Source organism: Intestinimonas massiliensis (ex Afouda et al. 2020) (assembly GCF_001244995.1).
In the GTDB taxonomy this organism is placed as follows: domain Bacteria; phylum Bacillota; class Clostridia; order Oscillospirales; family Oscillospiraceae; genus Intestinimonas; species Intestinimonas massiliensis.
Genome location: NZ_LN869528.1, coordinates 785,278 through 804,651, shown reverse-complemented (window position 1 = coordinate 804,651; position 19,374 = coordinate 785,278). Strand labels below are relative to the sequence as shown.

17 protein-coding genes are annotated in these 19,374 nt (G+C 65.3%); 8 read left to right on the top strand and 9 right to left on the bottom strand.

Going from position 1 to position 19,374, the window contains the following annotated elements; all coding sequences use genetic code 11:
• Positions 1–259: 259 nt before the first annotated feature.
• The 3 genes from BN2154_RS04090 to BN2154_RS04080 all read right to left on the bottom strand — a co-directional run bounded on the left by BN2154_RS04090 (position 260) and on the right by BN2154_RS04080 (position 4,064).
• Positions 260–1,345 (bottom strand): GerAB/ArcD/ProY family transporter, encoded by a 1,086-nt coding sequence (locus tag BN2154_RS04090; protein WP_278320003.1) that lies wholly within the window; start codon positions 1,343–1,345, stop codon positions 260–262.
• A 65-nt stretch (positions 1,346–1,410) separates the two neighbouring features.
• Positions 1,411–2,550, bottom strand: coding sequence for a Ger(x)C family spore germination protein (locus tag BN2154_RS04085; RefSeq protein ID WP_050617567.1), 1,140 nt, complete (start codon positions 2,548–2,550; stop codon positions 1,411–1,413).
• Positions 2,547–4,064: a spore germination protein gene (locus tag BN2154_RS04080; protein WP_050617566.1), complete on the bottom strand. Its 1,518-nt coding sequence runs from the start codon at positions 4,062–4,064 to the stop codon at positions 2,547–2,549. Before BN2154_RS04080 ends, BN2154_RS04085 begins: the two co-directional genes overlap by 4 nt.
• Before the next feature lie 219 nt (positions 4,065–4,283).
• Here BN2154_RS04080 and BN2154_RS04075 point away from each other — a divergent pair, with 219 nt between their 5' ends.
• From BN2154_RS04075 to BN2154_RS15130, 7 genes are all read left to right on the top strand, one after another.
• On the top strand, positions 4,284–5,135 hold the full coding sequence (locus tag BN2154_RS04075) for a sulfide/dihydroorotate dehydrogenase-like FAD/NAD-binding protein (protein ID WP_050617565.1): 852 nt from the start codon (positions 4,284–4,286) through the stop codon (positions 5,133–5,135).
• Between the two features lie 4 nt (positions 5,136–5,139).
• A complete protein-coding gene (gltA, locus tag BN2154_RS04070) occupies positions 5,140–6,525 on the top strand; it encodes an NADPH-dependent glutamate synthase (protein ID WP_050617564.1) in 1,386 nt (461 codons plus the stop codon).
• A 144-nt stretch (positions 6,526–6,669) separates the two neighbouring features.
• Positions 6,670–7,455 carry a F420-0--gamma-glutamyl ligase gene (locus tag BN2154_RS04065; RefSeq protein WP_242853681.1) on the top strand — a complete coding sequence of 262 codons (786 nt, stop codon included), beginning with the start codon at positions 6,670–6,672 and terminating at the stop codon, positions 7,453–7,455.
• 84 nt (positions 7,456–7,539) lie between these two features.
• Entirely contained in the window at positions 7,540–8,187 is a 648-nt protein-coding gene (locus tag BN2154_RS04060) for a TetR/AcrR family transcriptional regulator (RefSeq protein WP_050617563.1), read from the top strand.
• An 82-nt stretch (positions 8,188–8,269) separates the two neighbouring features.
• Complete coding sequence (locus tag BN2154_RS04055; RefSeq protein WP_050617562.1) at positions 8,270–9,538, top strand: MFS transporter; 1,269 nt, start codon at positions 8,270–8,272, stop codon at positions 9,536–9,538.
• A 112-nt stretch (positions 9,539–9,650) separates the two neighbouring features.
• The gene (locus BN2154_RS04050) at positions 9,651–10,586 is read left to right on the top strand and encodes a phosphate acyltransferase (protein ID WP_050617561.1); all 936 of its coding nucleotides are present in this window, start codon (positions 9,651–9,653) and stop codon (positions 10,584–10,586) included.
• A 179-nt stretch (positions 10,587–10,765) separates the two neighbouring features.
• Positions 10,766–11,065 (top strand): GNAT family N-acetyltransferase, encoded by a 300-nt coding sequence (locus BN2154_RS15130; protein ID WP_094762344.1) that lies wholly within the window; start codon positions 10,766–10,768, stop codon positions 11,063–11,065.
• A gap of 87 nt (positions 11,066–11,152) precedes the next feature.
• Here the strand turns inward: BN2154_RS15130 and BN2154_RS15705 are convergent, their stop codons facing one another.
• Entirely contained in the window at positions 11,153–11,320 is a 168-nt protein-coding gene (locus BN2154_RS15705; protein ID WP_154666638.1) for a toxin-antitoxin system HicB family antitoxin, read from the bottom strand.
• A gap of 121 nt (positions 11,321–11,441) precedes the next feature.
• On the opposite strand from BN2154_RS15705, the gene BN2154_RS04045 reads away from it, so the two are divergent.
• A complete protein-coding gene (locus tag BN2154_RS04045; protein WP_050617560.1) occupies positions 11,442–11,675 on the top strand; it encodes a sporulation initiation factor Spo0A C-terminal domain-containing protein in 234 nt (77 codons plus the stop codon).
• Here the strand turns inward: BN2154_RS04045 and BN2154_RS04040 are convergent.
• From BN2154_RS04040 to BN2154_RS04020, 5 genes are all read right to left on the bottom strand, one after another.
• A complete protein-coding gene (locus tag BN2154_RS04040) occupies positions 11,672–14,350 on the bottom strand; it encodes a calcium-translocating P-type ATPase, PMCA-type (protein WP_050617559.1) in 2,679 nt (892 codons plus the stop codon). The genes BN2154_RS04045 and BN2154_RS04040 overlap by 4 nt on opposite strands.
• A gap of 156 nt (positions 14,351–14,506) precedes the next feature.
• Entirely contained in the window at positions 14,507–15,775 is a 1,269-nt protein-coding gene (locus tag BN2154_RS04035) for a peptidylprolyl isomerase (RefSeq protein WP_050617558.1), read from the bottom strand.
• 160 nt (positions 15,776–15,935) lie between these two features.
• Positions 15,936–17,972, bottom strand: a complete 2,037-nt coding sequence (locus BN2154_RS04030; RefSeq protein WP_242853680.1) for a hypothetical protein — start codon at positions 17,970–17,972, stop codon at positions 15,936–15,938.
• Positions 17,947–18,849: an ABC transporter ATP-binding protein gene (locus BN2154_RS04025; protein ID WP_050617556.1), complete on the bottom strand. Its 903-nt coding sequence runs from the start codon at positions 18,847–18,849 to the stop codon at positions 17,947–17,949. The genes BN2154_RS04030 and BN2154_RS04025 overlap by 26 nt, the downstream gene beginning before the upstream one ends.
• Positions 18,846–19,220, bottom strand: coding sequence for a GntR family transcriptional regulator (locus BN2154_RS04020; RefSeq protein ID WP_050617555.1), 375 nt, complete (start codon positions 19,218–19,220; stop codon positions 18,846–18,848). Before BN2154_RS04020 ends, BN2154_RS04025 begins: the two co-directional genes overlap by 4 nt.
• Positions 19,221–19,374 lie beyond the last annotated feature (154 nt).

Below are 19,374 nucleotides of genomic sequence, written 5' to 3'. Positions count from 1 at the left end.
AGGCTTTCCGCCGGTTCTCAACCGCTCGCCTCACGCGAACTTTTGTATTTTACTACATCCCGTTCGCTTTGTCAAGACCTTTTTTCAAAACCCTCCAGATTCCTCTCTCATCGGGCTCCTACTCGCCGGCCTCTCGTGAGGCGCTCGATTAATATACCAAATCCGCGCCCTCCTGTCAACACCTTTTTTCATTTTTTGCGTCACTTTTTCTCATAAACTTTACGCAACAAGATCTGCTCTTTTCATTTCGTTACGACCACTATATATGTGCCCGTCCACCGGCCCGTTTGACCTTTTGAACAAGGCGCAGAAGGGCCGGGACGCCAAATCCCAACAGCAGATTGCCAAACAGCACTCCCTCGGAGGCCGCCCTTTGGGCGGTAAAATCGTCCGGGAACAGAAAGACAGCCCCCAGAAAGGTAAGCGCCACCACGACGGGGACCGACCACTTTCGCCCCTGCTCGCCCCAAAGTGTCTCCGACATATTCCGGCAGGCAAAGACCAAAAGTCCCAGCAGCGCCAGATCGCTGAACGCCCACAGGGCGACCACCACCGACTCCACCCGCTGGAAGGCTCCGTTTATGCCCACGCCCCGCGCTACCTCGAAGAAGGGCTCCTCCAGTTGTGCGGACAGATCGGGGCCCAGTTGGCCCAGCACGGCGAACTGAAGGGCCGCCATGACCAGGCAGCCTGCGGCCAGCCACCGCACGCAGCGCCGGCGGTCCCCCTCCACCACCGTGATCTGCCCGCCCAAAAAGGCCATAAAGACTCCCGCTCCGGCCACGCCTAGGGGCACCAGGGTGGCTGCGGCGGCACCGGGCAGGTCGGAGACCCAAACCGGCAGCACGTTTTCCGGCGTCAGGTCCTGGATGGAGACGGCCAGCACCAGCCCCAGGGCCAGGGCCAGAGCCAGATAGAACACCTCGGTCGCCCGGGTGAAGGCTGAGAGCTTTTTCCGCCCCATCCAGAGCACCAGCGCCAGCAGCACGGCCAGGAACACCGTGACCGAAGCGTTTCGGTATCCGGTGGCCAGCATGCGCTCCCCGTAGAGCCGGGCCTGGAGGCAGAGCAGGAAGAGGGCCCATATACCATATATAATAGTAAGCCCTCCGCCCAGGACCTTCCCCAGCACCGTCTGAAAGATCTGGGCCAGTCCGCTGTCCGCCGGGGCCGCGTGGAACAGCCCGCGGAAGATCCACCCCATGGCCAGCAGCACGGGGAAGGCCAGCAGTCCGGTCAGCCAGGCCCCCTCCCCCGCCGTGGCCGCCGTCCAGGTGGGCAGAGCCCGCACCATGGGGGACAGCAGGGCAGTAAAGAGCAGGACCAGCACCTGCCGGACGGATATTTTATCGCGGTCCAGAAGCGACCACCTCCTTATTTATCACTCTCCGGGCCCCTTTGCAGCGGGGCCTAGCCTCCGGCCACCTTGACCTGCACATTCACTGTGAAGGCCAGGCCCGGAAAGCCCTCCTCCCAGTCCTGCTCCAGCTCATCCTTGCGCCATGGGGCGGACAGGGCGGCGCGCTGCCGCAGGTTGAGGTAATCGGCCTCCAGCGCCCGGCTGTGGGAGAGGGCTGTCTCCATGCGCGTGCGGCAGAGGCGGGCCGTCTCCGCCTCCAGCCAGGCCAGCTCTTCCCGGCTCAGGGCATCTCCGCCCCGGACCTCAGCCAGGCGGGCCTCCACCTTGCACTTTACCTCCAGCCCGGCGAGTGCGCCGCCCCGGAAAATCGGCGTATAGCCGGTCCGCACGCCGGTGAGGAGCAGGGCCACCCGGGCGCCGTCCGGCGCGGCGCACTCCAGCAGTCCGCCGTCGGCCCGCCCCAGCAGGAGATGGATCCCATGAGCCTCTTCTCCCGCCGCCCAGCCGCACAGGGCCCCATCCCGGAAGAGGGCGTACCCGGCGGTGCTGACCGTCGTGTCCCCCTCCGCCCCGTCGCCGGGCCGGGAGGGCCCCTGGGCCAGTGCAGGCAGGAAGGTGGTCCCGCTCCGGGCCAGGTCCACCAGGGCCTCCCGGGCGGTACGGGGCAAGGTGGCGGCACCCTGATCGGCGTTAGACTCCATGGCGTCCAGCCGGTCGTCCACGCCGCCGCTCTCCTCCCCCCCGAAGAGCACATCGGAAGCGCTGCCTCCCCGCACCACCCAGAGTCGGGCCTCCAGCCGCAGCTCCGGGTCCCGGGCCATCAGGGCCAGCAGGTCGTCCAGGCCCCGTTGGGCCAGGCCCTCCCCCACCACCACCTGCTCCACGTCGCCAAAGAACAGCTCGTCCTTGCCGTAGCTCTGCATCATGGTCCGGGCGGCGCTGACGGTGTCCGCCTGAGCGGAGAGGACCACGCCGGCCTGGCCGGGAGAATCCCCCACGGCGGGCCGCTCGCCGCTGGAGGCGGTGACCGCCACGCCGTCCAGGCGCTGGGTGGCCACGTCCACCCCCAGAGTCCGCAGCAGGACGGTGTCCTCAATCTCGTAGGCGTAGGGCAGGGCGTCCAGGGGGGCGCAGCCGGTGAGGGCGGCGCAGGCCGCGGCCGCCAGCAGCAGCCATTGGGCTCGACTCACTTCTGATTCCTCCTGTTCCGGATCTTGAGGGCGGCCTCCCGCAGCTTGGCCTTGGGCAGGGGCTGGCGCAGGACGGTCCGGCCCTCCACCTGCTCCCCGGCGTTGGCGGCGAAGGGGGTCAGGTAGGCCACGCCGAAGCTCTCGATGCCCGCCAGATGGAACACCAGCGCCGCCGCGCCCGCTGCGATGCCGAACAGCCCGCCCACGCTGGCGCAGAGGGCCAGCAGGAACCGCCACAGGCGCAGGGCGCCGGCCAGGTCCTGGGAGGGCATGGTATACCCGGCGATGCCGGCGATGGCCACCACGATGAGGACTGCGGGGGAGACGATGCGGGCCTCCACGGCGGCGGAACCCACCACCAGCCCGCCCAGGATGGACACGGTCTGTCCGATGGAGCCTGGCAGGCGCAGCCCCGCCTCCTGGATGATCTCAAAGGCGATGAGCAGGATGAGCACCTCAAAGATGGAGGTGAAGGGCACGTCCTGCTTGGCGGCGATGATGGAGAGGGTGAGCTTGGTGGGGAGCATCTCGGGGTGGAAGGTGACGGCGGCGATATAGAGGGCGGGCAGGAACAGGGTGGTCAGCATGCACAGGTAGCGCAGCACCGTCAGCATGGAGGCCACCATCCAGCTCTGGGCCTTGTCCTGGGGGGTCTTGAAGAACTGGCTGATGGTGCCGGGGACCAGCCACCCCAGGGGCAGGCCGTCCACCAGGATGCCCACCCGTCCCTCCACCACCCCGGCGGTGAAGCGGTCGGGCCGCTCTGTGGTGGCCACCAGGGGGAAGGGGGTGTGCAGGTCGTCCACGATATACTCCTCCAGGTTCCCGGTGGCGATGAGTGCGTCGATGTCGATGGCGTCGATGCGCTGCTCCACCGCCTTCACCAGCTCCGGATTGGTCAGCCCCTCGATCCACAGGATGTCCACCGGGGTGACGGTCTGGCGGCCCACCAGCAGCTCCTTGATCTTCAGGCTGGGAGCGCGCAGGCGGCGGCGGACCAGGGAGGTATTGGTCCGAATGGACTCCACGAAGGAGTCCCGGGGCCCTTTGAGGGGCGGCTCGTTCTCCGGCTCGGAGACAGAGCGCTTCTCCTCGGTGCCGGTATTGAAGGAGAGGCAGACGGATTCCCCGGGAAAGAGCAGCAGGCAGTTTCCGCCGATGAGGTCAAACACCGCCTCGTCCATGGTGGTCCGCTCCTCCACGCTCAGGTTGTAGAGGGCGCCGTCCCGGATGCGCCCGATGGCGCCGGCCAGGTTCCCCACAGCCAGGGCCTTGTCCTGGGCCAGGGGCCGCAGCACATAGTCGCTTACCCGCTCCATGCGGACCATGCCGCCGATGTAGCACAGGGTGAGCTTCTTTGCCGGGTCGCCCCCCAGGTCCACCGCCCGGTGGGAGAAGTCCACGCAGCCGTCAAAGACCTGCTCCAGGCTCTCCAGGCACAGGGGCAGGTCGATCCGGGGCTCCCGGCGCGGATGGGGCGGCACGGGAATCTTCTCCCGTCCAAAAAAGCCCATGGGTCCGGCCTCCTTTCCCGGGTATTTTCTCCGGGCGCCCGGAAAATATACCCGCCAAAGGGGCGGGCCAATTGTGAAGTGGTCCAAAAATCCTGAAAATGATTTAGCTCCCCATAGACAATGTTAGGCCCCGGGAGTATAATGTAGATGTTGTGGATTGGAGCATCAATTTCGCCCGGAGTCGGGAAGCTCCGGCGGAGACAGGAGGCTTTACCTGAAATGGCGAAGATCATACGAAAAGAGAGACTCAACCCCACCGTCACGCGGATGGACGTGGAGGCGCCGTTAATCGCCAAAAAGGCGCAGCCGGGGCAGTTCGTCATTCTGCGGGTGGATGAAAAGGGAGAGCGTATCCCCCTGACCATTGCGGACTACGACCGGGCGGCGGGCACCGTCACCATCATCTTCCAGAAGGTGGGCCTGACCACCGAGCTGCTGGACGGCCTGGAGGCGGGGGACGACATTCTGGACTTTGTGGGCCCGCTGGGCACGGCCACCGAGGTGGAGCCGGATGTGAAGCGGGTGGCGGTCATCGGCGGCGGCGTGGGCTGCGCCATCGCCTTCCCCCAGGCCAAGGCCCTCCACGCCCGGGGGGTGCAGGTGGACGTGATCGCCGGGTTCCGATCCAGGGACATCGTCATCCTGGAGGATGAGTTTAAGGCCAACTGCGACCGCTTCTACCTCACCACCGACGACGGTACATACGGAGAAAAGGGCCTGGTGACCGATAAGCTGAAGAGCCTGATTGACGGCGGGGCCAGCTATGACCTGGTCATCGCCATCGGGCCCATCATCATGATGAAGTTCGTGTGCAAGACCACGGAGCCCTATGGTATCAAGACCCTGGTGAGCCTGAACCCCATCATGATCGACGGCACCGGCATGTGCGGCGGCTGCCGGGTGAGCGTGGGGGGCCAGGTGAAATTCGCCTGCGTGGACGGTCCGGACTTCGACGGCCACCAGGTGGACTTCGACGAGCTGATCACCCGCAACGGGGCCTACCGGGAGCGGGAGGCAGAGACGAAGCAGAGCCATCTGTGCCGTCTCCAGCAGTGGAAGGAAGGGGTGTGAGGACATGGCGAACCTGAGCCCGACCAAGGTACCGGTCCCCGAGCAGGACCCCAACGTGCGCAATCACAATTTTGAAGAGGTCAACCTGGGCTATACCCCCGAGATGGCGGTGGAGGAAGCAGGGCGCTGCCTCCAGTGCAAAAAGCCGGCCTGTGTGGCGGGCTGCCCGGTGAACATCCAGATCCCCGAATTCATCGCCAAGGTGGCGGAGGGGGACTTCCAGGCGGCCTATGAGATCATCCATCAAACCAACGGTCTGCCCGCCGTGTCCGGCCGGGTCTGCCCCCAGGAGAGCCAGTGCGAGAGCCTGTGCGTCCGGGGCAAGAAGGGGGAGCCGGTGGCCATCGGCCGACTGGAGCGGTTCGTGGCCGACTGGTACCGGAACAACGTGCATGCGAAGCCGGAAAAGCCGGCGTCCAACGGCGTCAAGGTGGCGGTGGTGGGCTCCGGCCCTGCCGGGCTGACCTGCGCGTCCGACCTGGGCAAGCTGGGCTACCAGGTCTCCATCTTCGAGGCCTTCCACACCGCCGGCGGCGTGCTGGTGTACGGCATCCCCCAGTTCCGCCTGCCCAAGGAGATCGTCCAGCACGAGGTGGAGGGCATTCTGGACCTGGGGGTAGAGCTGGACCTGGACACCGTCATCGGCAAGACCATCACCATCGACGAGCTGTTTGAGATGGGCTACCGGGCGGTGTTTGTGGGCTCCGGCGCGGGCCTGCCCATGTTCATGGACATCCCCGGCGAGACCCTGAGCGGGGTGTACTCGGCCAACGAGTATCTGACCCGGGTGAACCTGATGAAGGCCTACCGGGAGGAGTACGACACCCCCATCAAGAAGAGCAAGTCCGTGGCCGTGGTGGGCGGCGGCAACGTGGCCATGGACGCCGCCCGGTGCGCCAAGCGGCTGGGTGCGGAGCACGTCTATGTGGTCTACCGCCGCAGCGAGGCGGAGATGCCGGCCCGTGTGGAGGAGGTCCACCACGCCAAAGAGGAGGGCATTGAATTCCACCTGCTCAACAATCCCCGGCGCATCCTGTCCGACGGCAAGGGGGCCGTGGCGGGGATGGAGTGCATCCGCATGGAACTGGGCGAGCCGGACGAGTCCGGCCGCCGCCGCCCGGTGGAGGTCCCGGACAGCGCGTTCGTGCTGGACGTAGACACGGTAATCATGAGCCTGGGCACCACGCCCAACCCCCTGATCCGCTCCACCACTCCCGGCCTGGAGACCAACCGGAAGGGCTGCCTCATCGTCAACGAGGAGACCATGCAGACCACCCGGGACGGGGTCTATGCCGGCGGCGACGCCGTCACCGGCGCCGCCACCGTCATCCTGGCCATGGGCGCCGGCAAAAAGGCCGCCGCCGCCATCCACCAAGCCCTGAGCAAATAAGCTTCTTTCCCCCGGCCGCGCCGCCCGAACAGCGGCGCGGCCGTTTTTTCCGAAATAAGGGTTGATTTTCCCACTGAATAGGATATACTAAAACCCGTTATCGACGATAAACACCTTACATATGAAGATAAAGGGGTCCCGAACATGCAATTTCAGGTAAACGACAGCAAAAACGTCACCATCCAGGTGGGAGACCGCTATTTCGCCCGCAACGCCATCCAGACCCACTTCGTCCAGATCGGCGAGAACTACATCGACCTGGTGAAGCGGTACGTGGCCCCCCTCTATCAGGAGGGGGACATCCTCTCCATCAGCGAAAAGATTGTCGCCCTGTGCCAGAAGCGGGTGGTATATAAGAAGGACATGCGCCTGAGCTGGCTGGCCAGGTTCCTCAGCAAGTTCGCCATGCACTCCGAGGCGGGCATTGGTGTGGACAGCCCCTGGAAGATGCAGTTTGCCATCGACCACTGCGGGACCCTGAAGGTCATCTGGGCGGCGATCTGCGCCGGCGTGGGCAAGCTCTTCGGCAAGCACGGCATTTTCTACGACATGGTGGGCCAGGAGATCACCGGCCTGGACGGTTTCTATGACCACGTGTTCGACGTGTACGGTCAGTTTGGCATCCGCATCCCGGAGAATTCCTCCGGGGTCTGCGACGAGATTTACGCCGCCACCGGGGTAAAGGCCATGATCGTGGACGCCAACGACCTGACCCGGGACCTTCTGGGCAAGGCCCAGGCGCTGGAGGAGCCCGAGGCCGATCTGCTGGGCATGATCCGGGACAATCCGGCGGGCCAGTCCGCCCAGTGCACCCCCTTCATCCTCATCCGGCCCATCGCCGCGGAAGAGGTGGAGGCCTGCGAGGCTGCCCGGGTCCAGACCGTGGAGCTGGATCCCAAGACGGTGACCACCGCCGGCGGCGAGGCGTGAGCTTTTTCGGGGGAGGGCTTGACGCTCTCCCCCTTTTCTGTTATCCTATACATACCGACGGTATGTATAAAAAGGAGGCAAACCATGGCCCGCAATAAGTACCCGGAGGAAACGGTACAGAAGATCCTGGCCGTCTCCTACCGGCTGTTTCTGGAAAAGGGCTACGACCACACCACCATCCAGGATATCACCGATGCGCTGGGCATGTCCAAGGGTGCGGTCTACCACCATTTTAAGTCCAAAGAGGCCATTCTGGACCGCATTTACGACCAATACTACGCCGAAAGCGGCCTGCACGCCGCCGCGCTGGATGCCCCGGGCCTCAGCGGCCTGGAAAAGCTGCGCAAGCTCCTGCTGCTGGAGCTCACCGATCAGGGAAAGCTGTCCATCGACTCGGTCACCCTATCCTTCCGCAGCAATCCCCAGCTCCTTCAGCTCATGCTCACCTCCTCCATCCGGGATGCCAGCCCCATGATCCAGCGGCTTTTGGAGGAGGGCGTGGCCGACGGTTCCATCCATACCCACCGCCCCAGGGAGCTGGCCCAGGTCTCCATTCTTCTGCTCAACGTGTGGATCGGCCTTTTTCCCGGCAGCCGGGACGAGTTTCTGGCCAAATTTCAGTTCCTCAAGGAGCTCACCGACGGTATGGGCGCGCCCATCTTCAACGAGGAGCTGATGGCCGCCGCCCAGACCTATTACGACCACTTTTCCAACCTGCTGGACCCGGCCTGACCCCTTCCGCCCCCTTTCGGGGGGCGGTTTTTCCGCTCACAATACATACCGACCGTCGGTATTTAATAAAAGGAGTGTTTTTATGAAGCCCGCCTCTCCCTTCCGCCGTGATTTCACCCTTATGGTCATCGGCCAAATCATCTCCCTGTTCGGCAATGCCATTCTGCGCTTTTCCCTGTCCCTGCACGTGCTCTCCCTCACCGGCTCTGCCGCCGTGTTTGGCAGCATCCTGGCCCTGGCCATGGTCCCCACGGTCCTCCTCTCCCCCCTTGGCGGGGTGTTGGCCGACCGGCTGCCCCGGCAGCGGATTATGGTGGCGCTGGACTTCTTCACCTGCGGACTGATTCTTTGCTTTGACCTGTTTTTCGCCCGCTCGGGCTCGCTGGGCGCCATCACGGCGTTTCTCATTCTGCTGTCTCTGATCCAAGCGGTATATCAGCCCTCGGTCCAGGCCAGCATCCCCTCCCTGGCGGCGGAGGAGGCCCTGATGGCGGCCAACGGCGTAGTGGTGCAGGTACAGGCCCTGTCCGGCCTGCTGGGCCCCATTCTGGGTGGCGTGCTGTACGCCGCCTTCGGCCTGTACCCGCTCCTGGCGGGCAGCGCCCTGTGCTTCTTTGCCTCCGCCGTTTTGGAGCTCTTTCTTCGCATCCCCTTCACCCCGCTGGCCAGGACCTCCGCCCCCCTGGCCCAGCTCGGGCGGGACCTGGGCGACGCCCTCCGCTTTCTCTCCCGGGACAACCCGCGGCTCTTGAAGCTGCTGGTGGTGGTGGCGGGCATCAATCTGTTCCTCTCTTCTCTATTCACGGTGGGCCTGCCCTATCTGGTTAAGGTCCATCTGAGCCTCAGCGATCCGCTCTACGGGTTTGCCGAGGCGGCCATGGGCATGGGCTCCATCCTGGGCGGGCTGCTCTCCTCCACCCGGCTGGGCCGCCTGGGCTTTGAGAAGTCCTACCGCCACATTTTGGCCACCGTGCTCCTCCTCCTGCCCGCGGCGGCAGTTCTGGCCGCCGGAGCGCCCGACGGGATGGCCTACGGGGTACTCATCGTCTGTATGGCCCTGGGCATGGCCTTTGCCGCGCTGTTCTCCATCGCCGCCCAGACCTTTCTCCAGCGGGCTACGCCCGCCCCGCTGCTGGGCAAGGTGGGCTCTTTCGTCACCACCTTCTGCACCTGCGCCATGCCGGCGGGGCAGGCCATGTACGGCGTGCTCTTTGACGCGGCGGGCCCCGCCCCCTGGTCGGTGGTGCTGCTGGGGGCGGCGGCCACCCTGGTTTTGGTGGAGGCCACCCGCCGCATCCTCCGGGGCGTGGGCGGGGCGGGCGGCCCGGCAGCAGCCCCCTCTCGCCGATAAAACGCACTTTTTGCGTTTGCGCCTTGTCTTTCCACGGGATTTGGGCTATACTGAAGGTGATTTTGGCGTCTGCCCGTCCTGAAGCGGGTGCGCAGGAAGCGGAGATGATTTTATGGAACTGCAGAACTTTGATCAGATTTTAGAGCGGGTCCCCAAGATGTCCCGTCCCATGCGTGTGATCCTGGCCGGTTCTGACGGCGAAAACATGCTCAAGGGCATTTTTGCCGCGCAGGAGAAGGGGTTGGTGCAGCCGGTGCTGGTGGGCGACCGGGCCCGTACCATGACCGTGCTGGAGCGGCTGGGGCTGGACAAGGAGCCCTATACCATGGTGGATACACCTCCGGGACACAACGTCACCCAGGCCGCCATCGACATCATTCATTCCGGCGACGGCGACGTGCTGATGCGGGGCAATATGCCCACCCGGGAGTTTCTGATGCCGGTGCTGGACGGCAAAAACGGCCTGCGGACCGACCGGCTGATGAGTCATGTGTCTCTGGCCTCTCTGCCGGAGTACCCCAAGCTGCTGGCTCTGTCCGATATGACGGTCATCATCAACCCCAACCTGACCCAGAAGAAGGCCATCATCCGGAACACCGCCGACGCGCTGAAGGCCTTCGGCTATGAGAACCCCAAGCTGGCCCTGCTGGCCCTGGTGGAGAACGTGACCTTCCACATGCCCGACACCATTGAGGCCCAGCGCCTGGTGGCCGAGCAGAAGCAGCGGCCCTTTGCCGACTGCGAGCTGTGGGGCCCCATCGCCTACGATCTGATCCTGAGCAAGGAGGCCGCCCGGCTGAAGGACTACGACTGTCCCTGGAGCGGCGGTGGGTTTGACGGCATCATCGCCCCCGACCTTTCCACGGCCAATACGCTGGTGAAGAGCTGGCTCATCCACGCCCACGCGGTGACCTGTGGCGCGGTGGTGGGGGCCAAGGTGCCCATCGCGCTGACCAGCCGTAGTGCCAACGAGGAGGAGACCTACCTCTCTCTGGTGTTCTGCGCCGTGCTGGACGCATGGCGGAAAAAGAATCGGTCCGCGGAATAAGGGGACTGCAAACTGCCCGGACCTTTCGGTCCGGGCAGTTTTTGGGGCGGGGCAAGGCCCCCCGAGGCCGCCCGGTAGCCGCAGAAGTCGGAATTTTAGGAGGGATACTGTGGACCTTACCTGTTACCTGGCGCTTCCCCAGCAGGCCGACGGGGCGGCCTTTGACGCCATGATGCGCAATTGGCGCGCCTGCGGGGGCCGCCTCCATCCGGCATTATCTCAATCACACCAACCTCATCGACGGCGGTCATCTGGCATACGGCATCGCGCCCGCCCACCGCGGAAAGGGGTATGGAACGCGGATTCTGGCGCTGGCGCTGCAAAAGATGAAGGAGATGGGCATCCGGAGGGTGCTCATAACCTGCGACGCCAGCAACATCCCCTCGCAAAAGGTCATCCGGTCCGGCGGCGGCAGGTTTGAACATGAGACTCTGGATGAGGACGGTGTCCCCATCCATCGGTATTGGATCGACAACTGACCGAGGCCGGAGGAGCTCGCTCCTCCGGCCTCTTTCTGCGCACCCGCGCAACCCCCGCGCCCGTGCCGGGACTCCGTGCAAGGAGTTCTATTTCTCCTCCTGGGTTTCCTCCGCCTCGGCCGCTTCCAGATAATCGCTGAGAATCTTGATGATGAGATTGGAAACGCTGCGGCGCTCCCGGGCCGCTTGGGCCTCCAGGCGGGCCTTAAATTCATGGGTCACTCTGCAACTGATCTGGGTGTCCGTTTTTGCCATATCTCCTGCCTCCATTTGCTATACATTGTATAACGATGTATCTCAAATGTGTTGACTGTCTTTGTCTGATTTTGTTATACTTTGTATGTCATTTGGTTGAATGCTTTATGGGAGGGAGCGTATGGACATCCACCTGATCTCAGAAGCCCGATATCAAAATCTCCTGGCCATCATCGCCCATCAAAATCATACCACGCCGGAGCGGGTCGAGACCGACCTGGATGCCGCCCTCCAGTCCGCCTGGGCCCACTCCGGCTCTCTGCCCCAGAGCCGGCGACCGCCCCCGTTCGACCGGTTCGAGCGGCGGCCCACCGTCCGGGAGTTTATCTCTGTCCTTGCCGAGCGCATGACCTAAGTATGCCCCTTCACCCCGTTGGGGATGCCTCTCCTGTCATCCCGTCCGGGCTGTTTTCTCCTCACCCTCTTTTCCAGCTCGCACACCGCCACTGGGGCCACCGCCAGGGCCAGCACGCACAGCCATTCGGCCGCGTCCATGGGCACGGTGTCGAAGACCAGCATCAGCGGCGGGAAGCACAGCACCGCTAGCTGCATGGCCAGGCCCGCCAGAAAGGCTCTGTTCATGGCCTTATTGGAGAACACCCCGATTTGGAACAGGGAGTGGTGTTCGCTGCGCACGTCGAAGGCGTGGAAGAGCTGGCAGAGGGTCAGCGTGGCGAAGGCCATGGTGTTGGCCACGCCGTCGGCCTGTCGCAGGGGGGCCAGCACGTGCTCTCCCAGCATGTAGGCGGTGAGGGTGAGCCCCCCCACCATGAGCCCCTGCCAGGCCAGCCGGAAGGCAAAGCCCCCGGTAAAGAGGCTTTCGTGGGCGTTGCGGGGCGGCTGGTCCATGACCCCTTCCTCCACCGGCTCCACCCCCAGGGCCAGGGCAGGCAGGGAGTCGGTGACGAGGTTGAGCCACAGGAGCTGCACCGGCACCAGAGGCATTTGCCGGAAATCCAGCACCGTGGCGAAGAAGATGGTGAGGATCTCCCCGATGTTGCAGCTAAGCAGATAGTGGATGGCCTTTTTGATGTTGGCGTAGATGCCCCGGCCCTCGGCCACGGCGGAGACGATGGTGGCGAAGTTGTCGTCGGTGAGGATCATGTCGGCGGCCCCCTTGGCCACGTCGGTGCCGGCGACCCCCATGGCGCAGCCGATGTCGGCGGCCTTGAGGGCGGGGGCGTCGTTGACCCCGTCGCCGGTCATGGCCACCACCTTGCCCCGGCGCTGCCAGGCCCTGACGATGCGCATCTTGTGCTCGGGGGACACCCGGGCGTAGACCGCGAACTTCTCCACCTCCCGCTCCAGCATTTCCTGGGGTATGAAGTCCAGATCCTCTCCGGTGATGGCCAGGTCTCCCTCCCGGCAGATGCCCAGCTCCCGGGCGATGGCCACCGCCGTCAGCCTGTGGTCGCCGGTGATCATGATGGGTCGGATGCCGGCGGCGAAGCACTTTTCCACCGCCCCCCGCACCTCCGGCCTGGGCGGGTCGATCATGCCGACGAGCCCGGCGAAGGTAAGTCCCTGCTCCAGGGTGTCGGCGTCCAGGGCGGCCGGCGGCGCGGGCAGGTCCTTGAAGGCGGTCCCCAGTACCCGCAGGGCCCGGGAGGCCATATTCTCGTTGGCGGCGGCGATTTGCCGGCTGAGGGCGGGGGTGAGCTCCGCCGTCCCCGCCGTCCCCAGCGCCTTTTTGCACCGGCGCAGCAGCACGTCGGGGGCTCCCTTCACCATCACCCGCACTCCGCCGCCGGGCAGGGGGTGGACGGTGGACATGAGCTTGCGCTCCGAGTCAAAGGGCAGCTCGCCCCGGCGGGGCGACTCCCGCTCCAGGGCGTTTTTGTCGATGCCCTCCTGCCAGGCGGCCCGGACCAGAGCGGTTTCGGTGGGGTCCCCGGCGGCCAGCACCTCCCCGGACGGAGAGAAGGACAGCACCGCGTCGTTGCACAGCGCGGCGATGGTGAGGGTCTGCGCCCGGTGCTTCTTTCCCGCCGTCCACACGTCCACCACCGTCATCCGGTTCTGGGTGAGGGTGCCGGTCTTGTCGGAGCAGATGACCCCGGCGCAGCCCAGGGTCTCCACGGCGGGGAGCCGCTTGACGATGGCGTTGCGGCGCGCCATGCGCTGCACCCCCAGGGCCAGCACGATGGTGACGATGGCGGGCAGGCCCTCGGGAATGGCGGCCACTGCCAGGGAGACGGCGGTCATGAACATGTCCAAAATCTCCTTGCCCTGGAGGAGTCCCACCCCGAACATGACGGCGCAGACGCACAGGCAGACAAAGGAGAGGGTCTTGGAGATCTCTGCCATCTTCCGCTGGAGAGGGGTGGCGGCGGTCTCCTCGTCCATGAGAAGTCCGGCGATGCGCCCCACCTCGGTGTTCATGCCGGTGCCGGTGATCACTGCGGTGCACCGGCCGGAGGTGATGACGGTGGCGGCGATGACCATGTTGCTCCGGTCGGCCAGGGGGGTGTCTGGGGGCAGGCGGTCGGCGGGGGCCTTGGATACCGGGGCCGACTCCCCGGTCATGGCCGACTCGTCAGCCTTCAGGTTGGCGCACTCCAGGACCCGGGCGTCGGCGGGGACCAGGTCCCCGGCCTCCAGCCGGATGAGGTCGCCGGGGACCAGCCGGGCGCTCTCCACCCGGACGTTTCTGCCGTCCCGCACGGCCTTGGCCATGGGGGCGGACATCTTCCGCAGGGCCTCCAGGGCCTTTTGGGCGTTGTCCTCCTGGGAGATGGAGATGAGGGCGTTGACCACCACGATGACCAGAATGATGACGGCGTCGATCCAGTCCTCTCCCCCGCTGGCCCAGAGGGACAGGGCGGCGGCGGAGAGCAGCACCAGAATCATGGGGTCCTTCATCTGGCCCAAAAACCGGGCAAAAAAGCCCTCCTCCTCCTGGTGCTCCAGCTCGTTGGGCCCGTATTGCTCCAGCCGCCGCTGGGCCTCGGCCTGGCTCAGGCCCCGGCGGCGGTCGGAGCCCAGCTCGTCCAGCACCTGGGCGGCGGGCTTGGTGTGCCATGCGCTCATAGGTATCCTTCCCTTCTTATCCCTTGTCCATCCTTGGTACGGCCCAGTATAGCCCCCCGCTTGTCCGGGATACAAGGGAATGGTGACGGACGATTACAGGCATAAAACAAGGAGGCACAGCATAGGCTGTGCCTCCTTGGAGCAATCCCTCGGGGGTTATCCCGCCGGCGTGGCGCTGGGGGTCGCCGCAGCCTCCGGGCTGCCGGACTCAGGCGGCGTGGTCTCGGCGGGCTCGGGCTGGGCGGCGGCGGTCATCTCGGCGCGCAGGTCCACCAGGGCGGTGTAGAAGCGCTCGGCGTTGAGCTGGTCGAAGGCGGCGGTCTTCTCCACCTGGGCCTCCTCCATCCACTGGTCGGACTGCTCGTTCATCTTGGCTGTGGTGTACTGGTTCCGGGTGTCGGCGGTATCGGCGTCCAGCCGCAGCAGGATGTGATAGCCGTAGGTGCTCTGGACGGGGTCGCTGATCTCGCCCACGGCGAGGGCTGCCGCGCCCTGGGTGAACTCCGTGACCAGGGAGCCGCTGCCGTCCAGCAGGGCGCCGGAGGCGTCAAAGACGTAGCCGTCGGGGTTGTTGACCGCGCCGGTGGAGCTCACATCGGACGTGTTGGCGGCCATGAGCGCGTCGAACTGCTCTTCGGTGTCCCCAGCGGCCTTGAGCTGGGCCCGGATCTCGTTGGCCTTCTCCAGGGCGGCGGCCATGCCGTCGTCGGTGACGTTGCCGTCGGCGTCCTTGGTGGGCTCGGCGGCGATCAGGATGTGCTTGGCCCGGACCACGCCGTTGTCCTCCAGCCACTGGCCCATGGCCTCGGCGGTGAGGCCGTCGCCGCCGAAGAGCTTATCCTTCAGGTGGCCGTAGATGTAGGGGGTCTGGTTGACCATGTCGAAGGTCTCGCCGGAGATGCCGATGAAGGCCAGCCAGCGCAGGTACTCGCTCTCGGCGTCCCCGCTGGTGCCGGAGGCCTCGAGCTGGCTCTTCAGCTCGGCCACCTGTGCGTCGTAGTCGGCCTTGTCCTCGTCGGTGAGGCCGCAGTCCTGCTCCTCGGCCTTCTGCCATACCACCTCGTAGAGCTTGGCGGTCTCCAGGGCGTTGTTGAGGACGTAGTCCCGGGTGGGCACCCCCTCCAGCTCCTGGTCCCAGTTGATGTCGCCGCCGCCGTAATACTGGTTCATCTGCATCACCTGGTCGGCGGAATAGGCCACCCAGTAGAGCAGCTCCTCGGCCGTGACCTCCCGGCCGTTGACGGTGGCCACCGCCGTATCCCGGGCCATGCCGATGGTCTCCTGGATCACGTCGGCGGGGACGCCGTCGGGCAGCGTGACGGAGGGCTTCGGGGAGCTCCCCTGTCCGCCTCCGCAGCCCGTAAGGGCGGTGACCAGCAGCGCGCCGGCGGCGGCTGCACTCAGCAGCTTTTTTCCAAATCTCATTGCATTCTCTCCTTAAATAGGGTCCCAAATCTTCGGGAACACGGCTTTTATCATACCACCTTTTGTCCCCAAACACAACGGGAATCCCGTCATGTTTACACCCCGTTCAAGGAAATTTCACGAAAGAGGGGCCGCGCCGGAAGGCGCGGCCCCTGGGGCATCATGGCAGATCCGCCCGGAGCACCAGCGTGCCGGCCAGGCCCAGCCGCTCCAGCACCGCCAGGGTGTCGGTGGCGGTTTTCTGTACGGTGATGGTCACGGAGCGGGTCCTATCCCGGTTGGCCCGCTGGGTGGAGTCGGCCGCCAAAGCCGTTTCCGTCCCGGCCGCTTGGCCCTCCGGCACATAGAAGGTCAGCTCCAGATCGTTGTAGTAGCAGTTGGTCTGCCGCTGGGCGTCGTCCAGCAGATAGCGCCGGCCGATGCGGCCCGCCTTCAGGTCGGACTGCAAGGCGGCCAGCAGGTCGTCCCAGCCCTCCTGCGGGACGGCCGCCCGGCCCGCCTGGACCTCCTCGGCGTAGCGGTCGGCGTATTCCTCGCCGTACTTTTCCGCGTTTTCGGCCCACTGCCGGCCGTCGTCCGTCACCGTCAGGTAGGCGTCCACCAGCCTCCAGCCGCTGATGTCCGCGGGGAAGTAACCGTACCAGGTCACCTCCGGCCGGTTGATGAGCGCCTGGAGCCTGGCCGCGGCGGAGTCCGGGTCAGCGAGCATGTCGGCGGTGAGGAACAGGTCGTCGTAGCGCCGCCGCACCTGGGCCCCGGTGTCCAGATCGTAGGAGATCCAGAGCTGGACCGAGCCGGCCTTCTGTATGTCCCGCAGCACGGTGCCGCCGGCCAGGGTAACGTCGCCGTACCAGTCGCCGGAGTGGCTCCGATCTCTGTCAACGGCGTCCTTTTCCTCCACTATCGCCCGGTGGAGCTCGGTGACCAGCCGGATGAGCTCCGGGTCGCTGGTGTCCAGCCTCACAGCCCTGCCGTCGTCGTAGGGGGCGGTGTAGGGTCCATGCAGGGTGAGGGAGGTCACCCGGTCCGGGTCGGGGACCCGGCGCTCGAAGCCAGTCAGGTCCAGCTCCATGACGGCGGTGGCGGCGGTCATGGCGCACAGCAGGAGGACGCACCCCTTCCAGGAGCCCTTAAAGACCCAGAAGGCCTTCTGCAGCAGCATCTCCGCCACAAAGTAGCCCATGGCGCCGCACAGGAGCATGAACAGCAGCAGGGTCCAGGCCCCCTGGGGCAGGTTCCAGCCCAGCCAGGCGTACAGCACCGAGCCGAAGGCCAGGCCGGCGCACAGGCCCACGCCGTACTTGAAGATGGGCCGCACCCAGTTCACCGCCACCACGTCGCCGGCGGTCTCCAGCGAACGGCGGCGGTAGAGGCACAGGGCCAGGACCGCCAGCACCAGCCCGGCCAGGGCGTAAACCAGGGCATAGCCGAACCCCTGGAACCGGATGGCCAGGACCACTGCCCCAGCCTCATCCCACTCCCGGAAGGCCCCCACCTTGTCGATCAGCTTGGCCACGGGGGTCAGCCACAAGGCCGCCCGCTCCACCCCGTCGATGCCGGAGAAGCCGAAGACGAACTGCCGCAGCACCGCGCTGACGAGCATGTAGAGCCCGGTGGCCAGGCCGTTGAGAATGGCGTAGAAGGCGGGCAGGGCCAGGATGTGGCCGGTGAACATGGCGCAGAAGACGGCGAAGGAGTAGAAGAACAAAGCGTAGCACACCTGGCAGCCCAGCCACAGGCCCAGGGCCCCGGCGTTGAGGCAGCCCTTGGCCGCCTCGGCCAGCAGGGCAAGCCCGAAGACTGCGACGGCGGGCAGCAGCAGGAAGCTGAGTCCGGACAGATAGTTGGTGAGGAACAGCCCCTCCCGCTTCACCGGCAGGGCGTGGAGCATCCCCACGCTGCGGCTCTGATACAGGTAAGAGAACACCGCCATGGCGGCGAGGATGGCGAAGCCCACCGACAGGATCACGCTCAGTTCCCCGGCATACTCCAGCACAGTGTAGTTGGCGAAGTGGTTGGCCCCCTCGTCCAGTCCGCTCCAGCTTCCGCCGCCCCGGTAGTTGGTCATCAGGTTCAGCGGCAGGGCCACGAGCCAGACCAGCCCGTACAGGGCCCATACGGGCCAGAACCGGGCCATGTTTTTCTTCCAGAGCGTGGGGTAGAACCAGCTCTTAGAGGACGATGTCGCGGACTTCATAGTCCTCACCTCCCAGCTCATAGATAAAGATCTCCTCCAGGGTGAGGGGCAGGGCGTCCATCAGGATGGGGGCGTAGACGGCCAGGCGGTTGGTGACCTCGGTGGCGTTGCCCCGGATGATGAGGGTATGGATGCGCCCCACCTGGGACACGTGGAGGACCTCCAGGTCGTCGGGCAGCTTGGGCAGCTCCTTTTCCTGAAAGACCACCTGCATCTTGACCACGTTCTCCTGGAGGTCGGAGAGCCCCCGCTCCACCAGCACTCTGCCGTGGGAGAGGATGCCCACGTGGTCGCACACGTCCTCCAGCTCCCGCAGGTTGTGGGAGGAGACCAACACGGTGGTGCCGTGCTCGGCCACGTCGGACATGAGCAGGCTCCACACCTGACGGCGCATCACCGGGTCCAGCCCGTCCACCGGCTCGTCCAGCACCAGCAGATCGGGCCGGCAGCACAGACTCAGCCAGAAGGCGGACTGCTTCTGCATCCCCTTGCTCAGCCGCCGGATGGGCTGCTTTTCGTCCACCAGAGTGAAGATGTCTTTCAGCGCCTCATAGCGTTTTGGGTCAAAGCGGGGGTAAAAGCCCCGGTAGAAGCGCATCATGTCCCGGGTGGAGGCGGAGAGGAAATAGTAGAGCTCGTCGGGGATGGAGGCCATGCGGGCCTTGACGGCCGGATTTTCGTACACCGGCTCCCCGGCCACCAGCACCTTGCCCTCGTCCTGGCGGTAGATGCCGGTGATGTGGCGCAGGATGGTGGACTTGCCCGCGCCGTTGGGCCCCACCAGGCCGTAGATGGACCCATCGGGGACCGTCATGGTCAGGCCGTCCAGGGCCCGGAAGCCCTCAAAGGTCTTGACCACGTTCTGTACTTCGATCATGCCTGCGTCTCCTTTCCCTTGGCCGCCCGAAGCCGGGCGGCCAGCTCCTCGGGGGTGAGCCCCAGAAAGAGGAGCTCCGACGCTGCGGCGTCGAACTGCCGCAGCAGGGCGTCCCGCCGGACGGTGTTGATGCCGCCCCGCTCGGCGGCGAAGGAGCCCTTCCCCGCCACGGTGCAGAGATAGCCCTCCCGCTCCAGGGCCTCGTAAGCCCGCTGGATGGTGTTGGGATTGATGGCCAGCGAGCTGGCTAAAGCCCGGACGGACGGCAGCTTGTCGCCGGCCTGGATGGCCCCGGTGACCACCAGATGCCGCAGGCCGTCCTTGACCTGCTCGTAGATGGGCCGGGCATCCCGGTAATTCAGACTCAACATGTCTTTGTCCCCATCCTCCTTTATGAAACTGTACTAAGCGTCTTAGTACGGTTATGATACCCATTTTCCCTCGGAAGTGTCTTAAGGATTTATGAAGATTTTCAATCTTCCATCAAAAATCACATGACAAGGCCGGCGCAATGGGCTATACTAT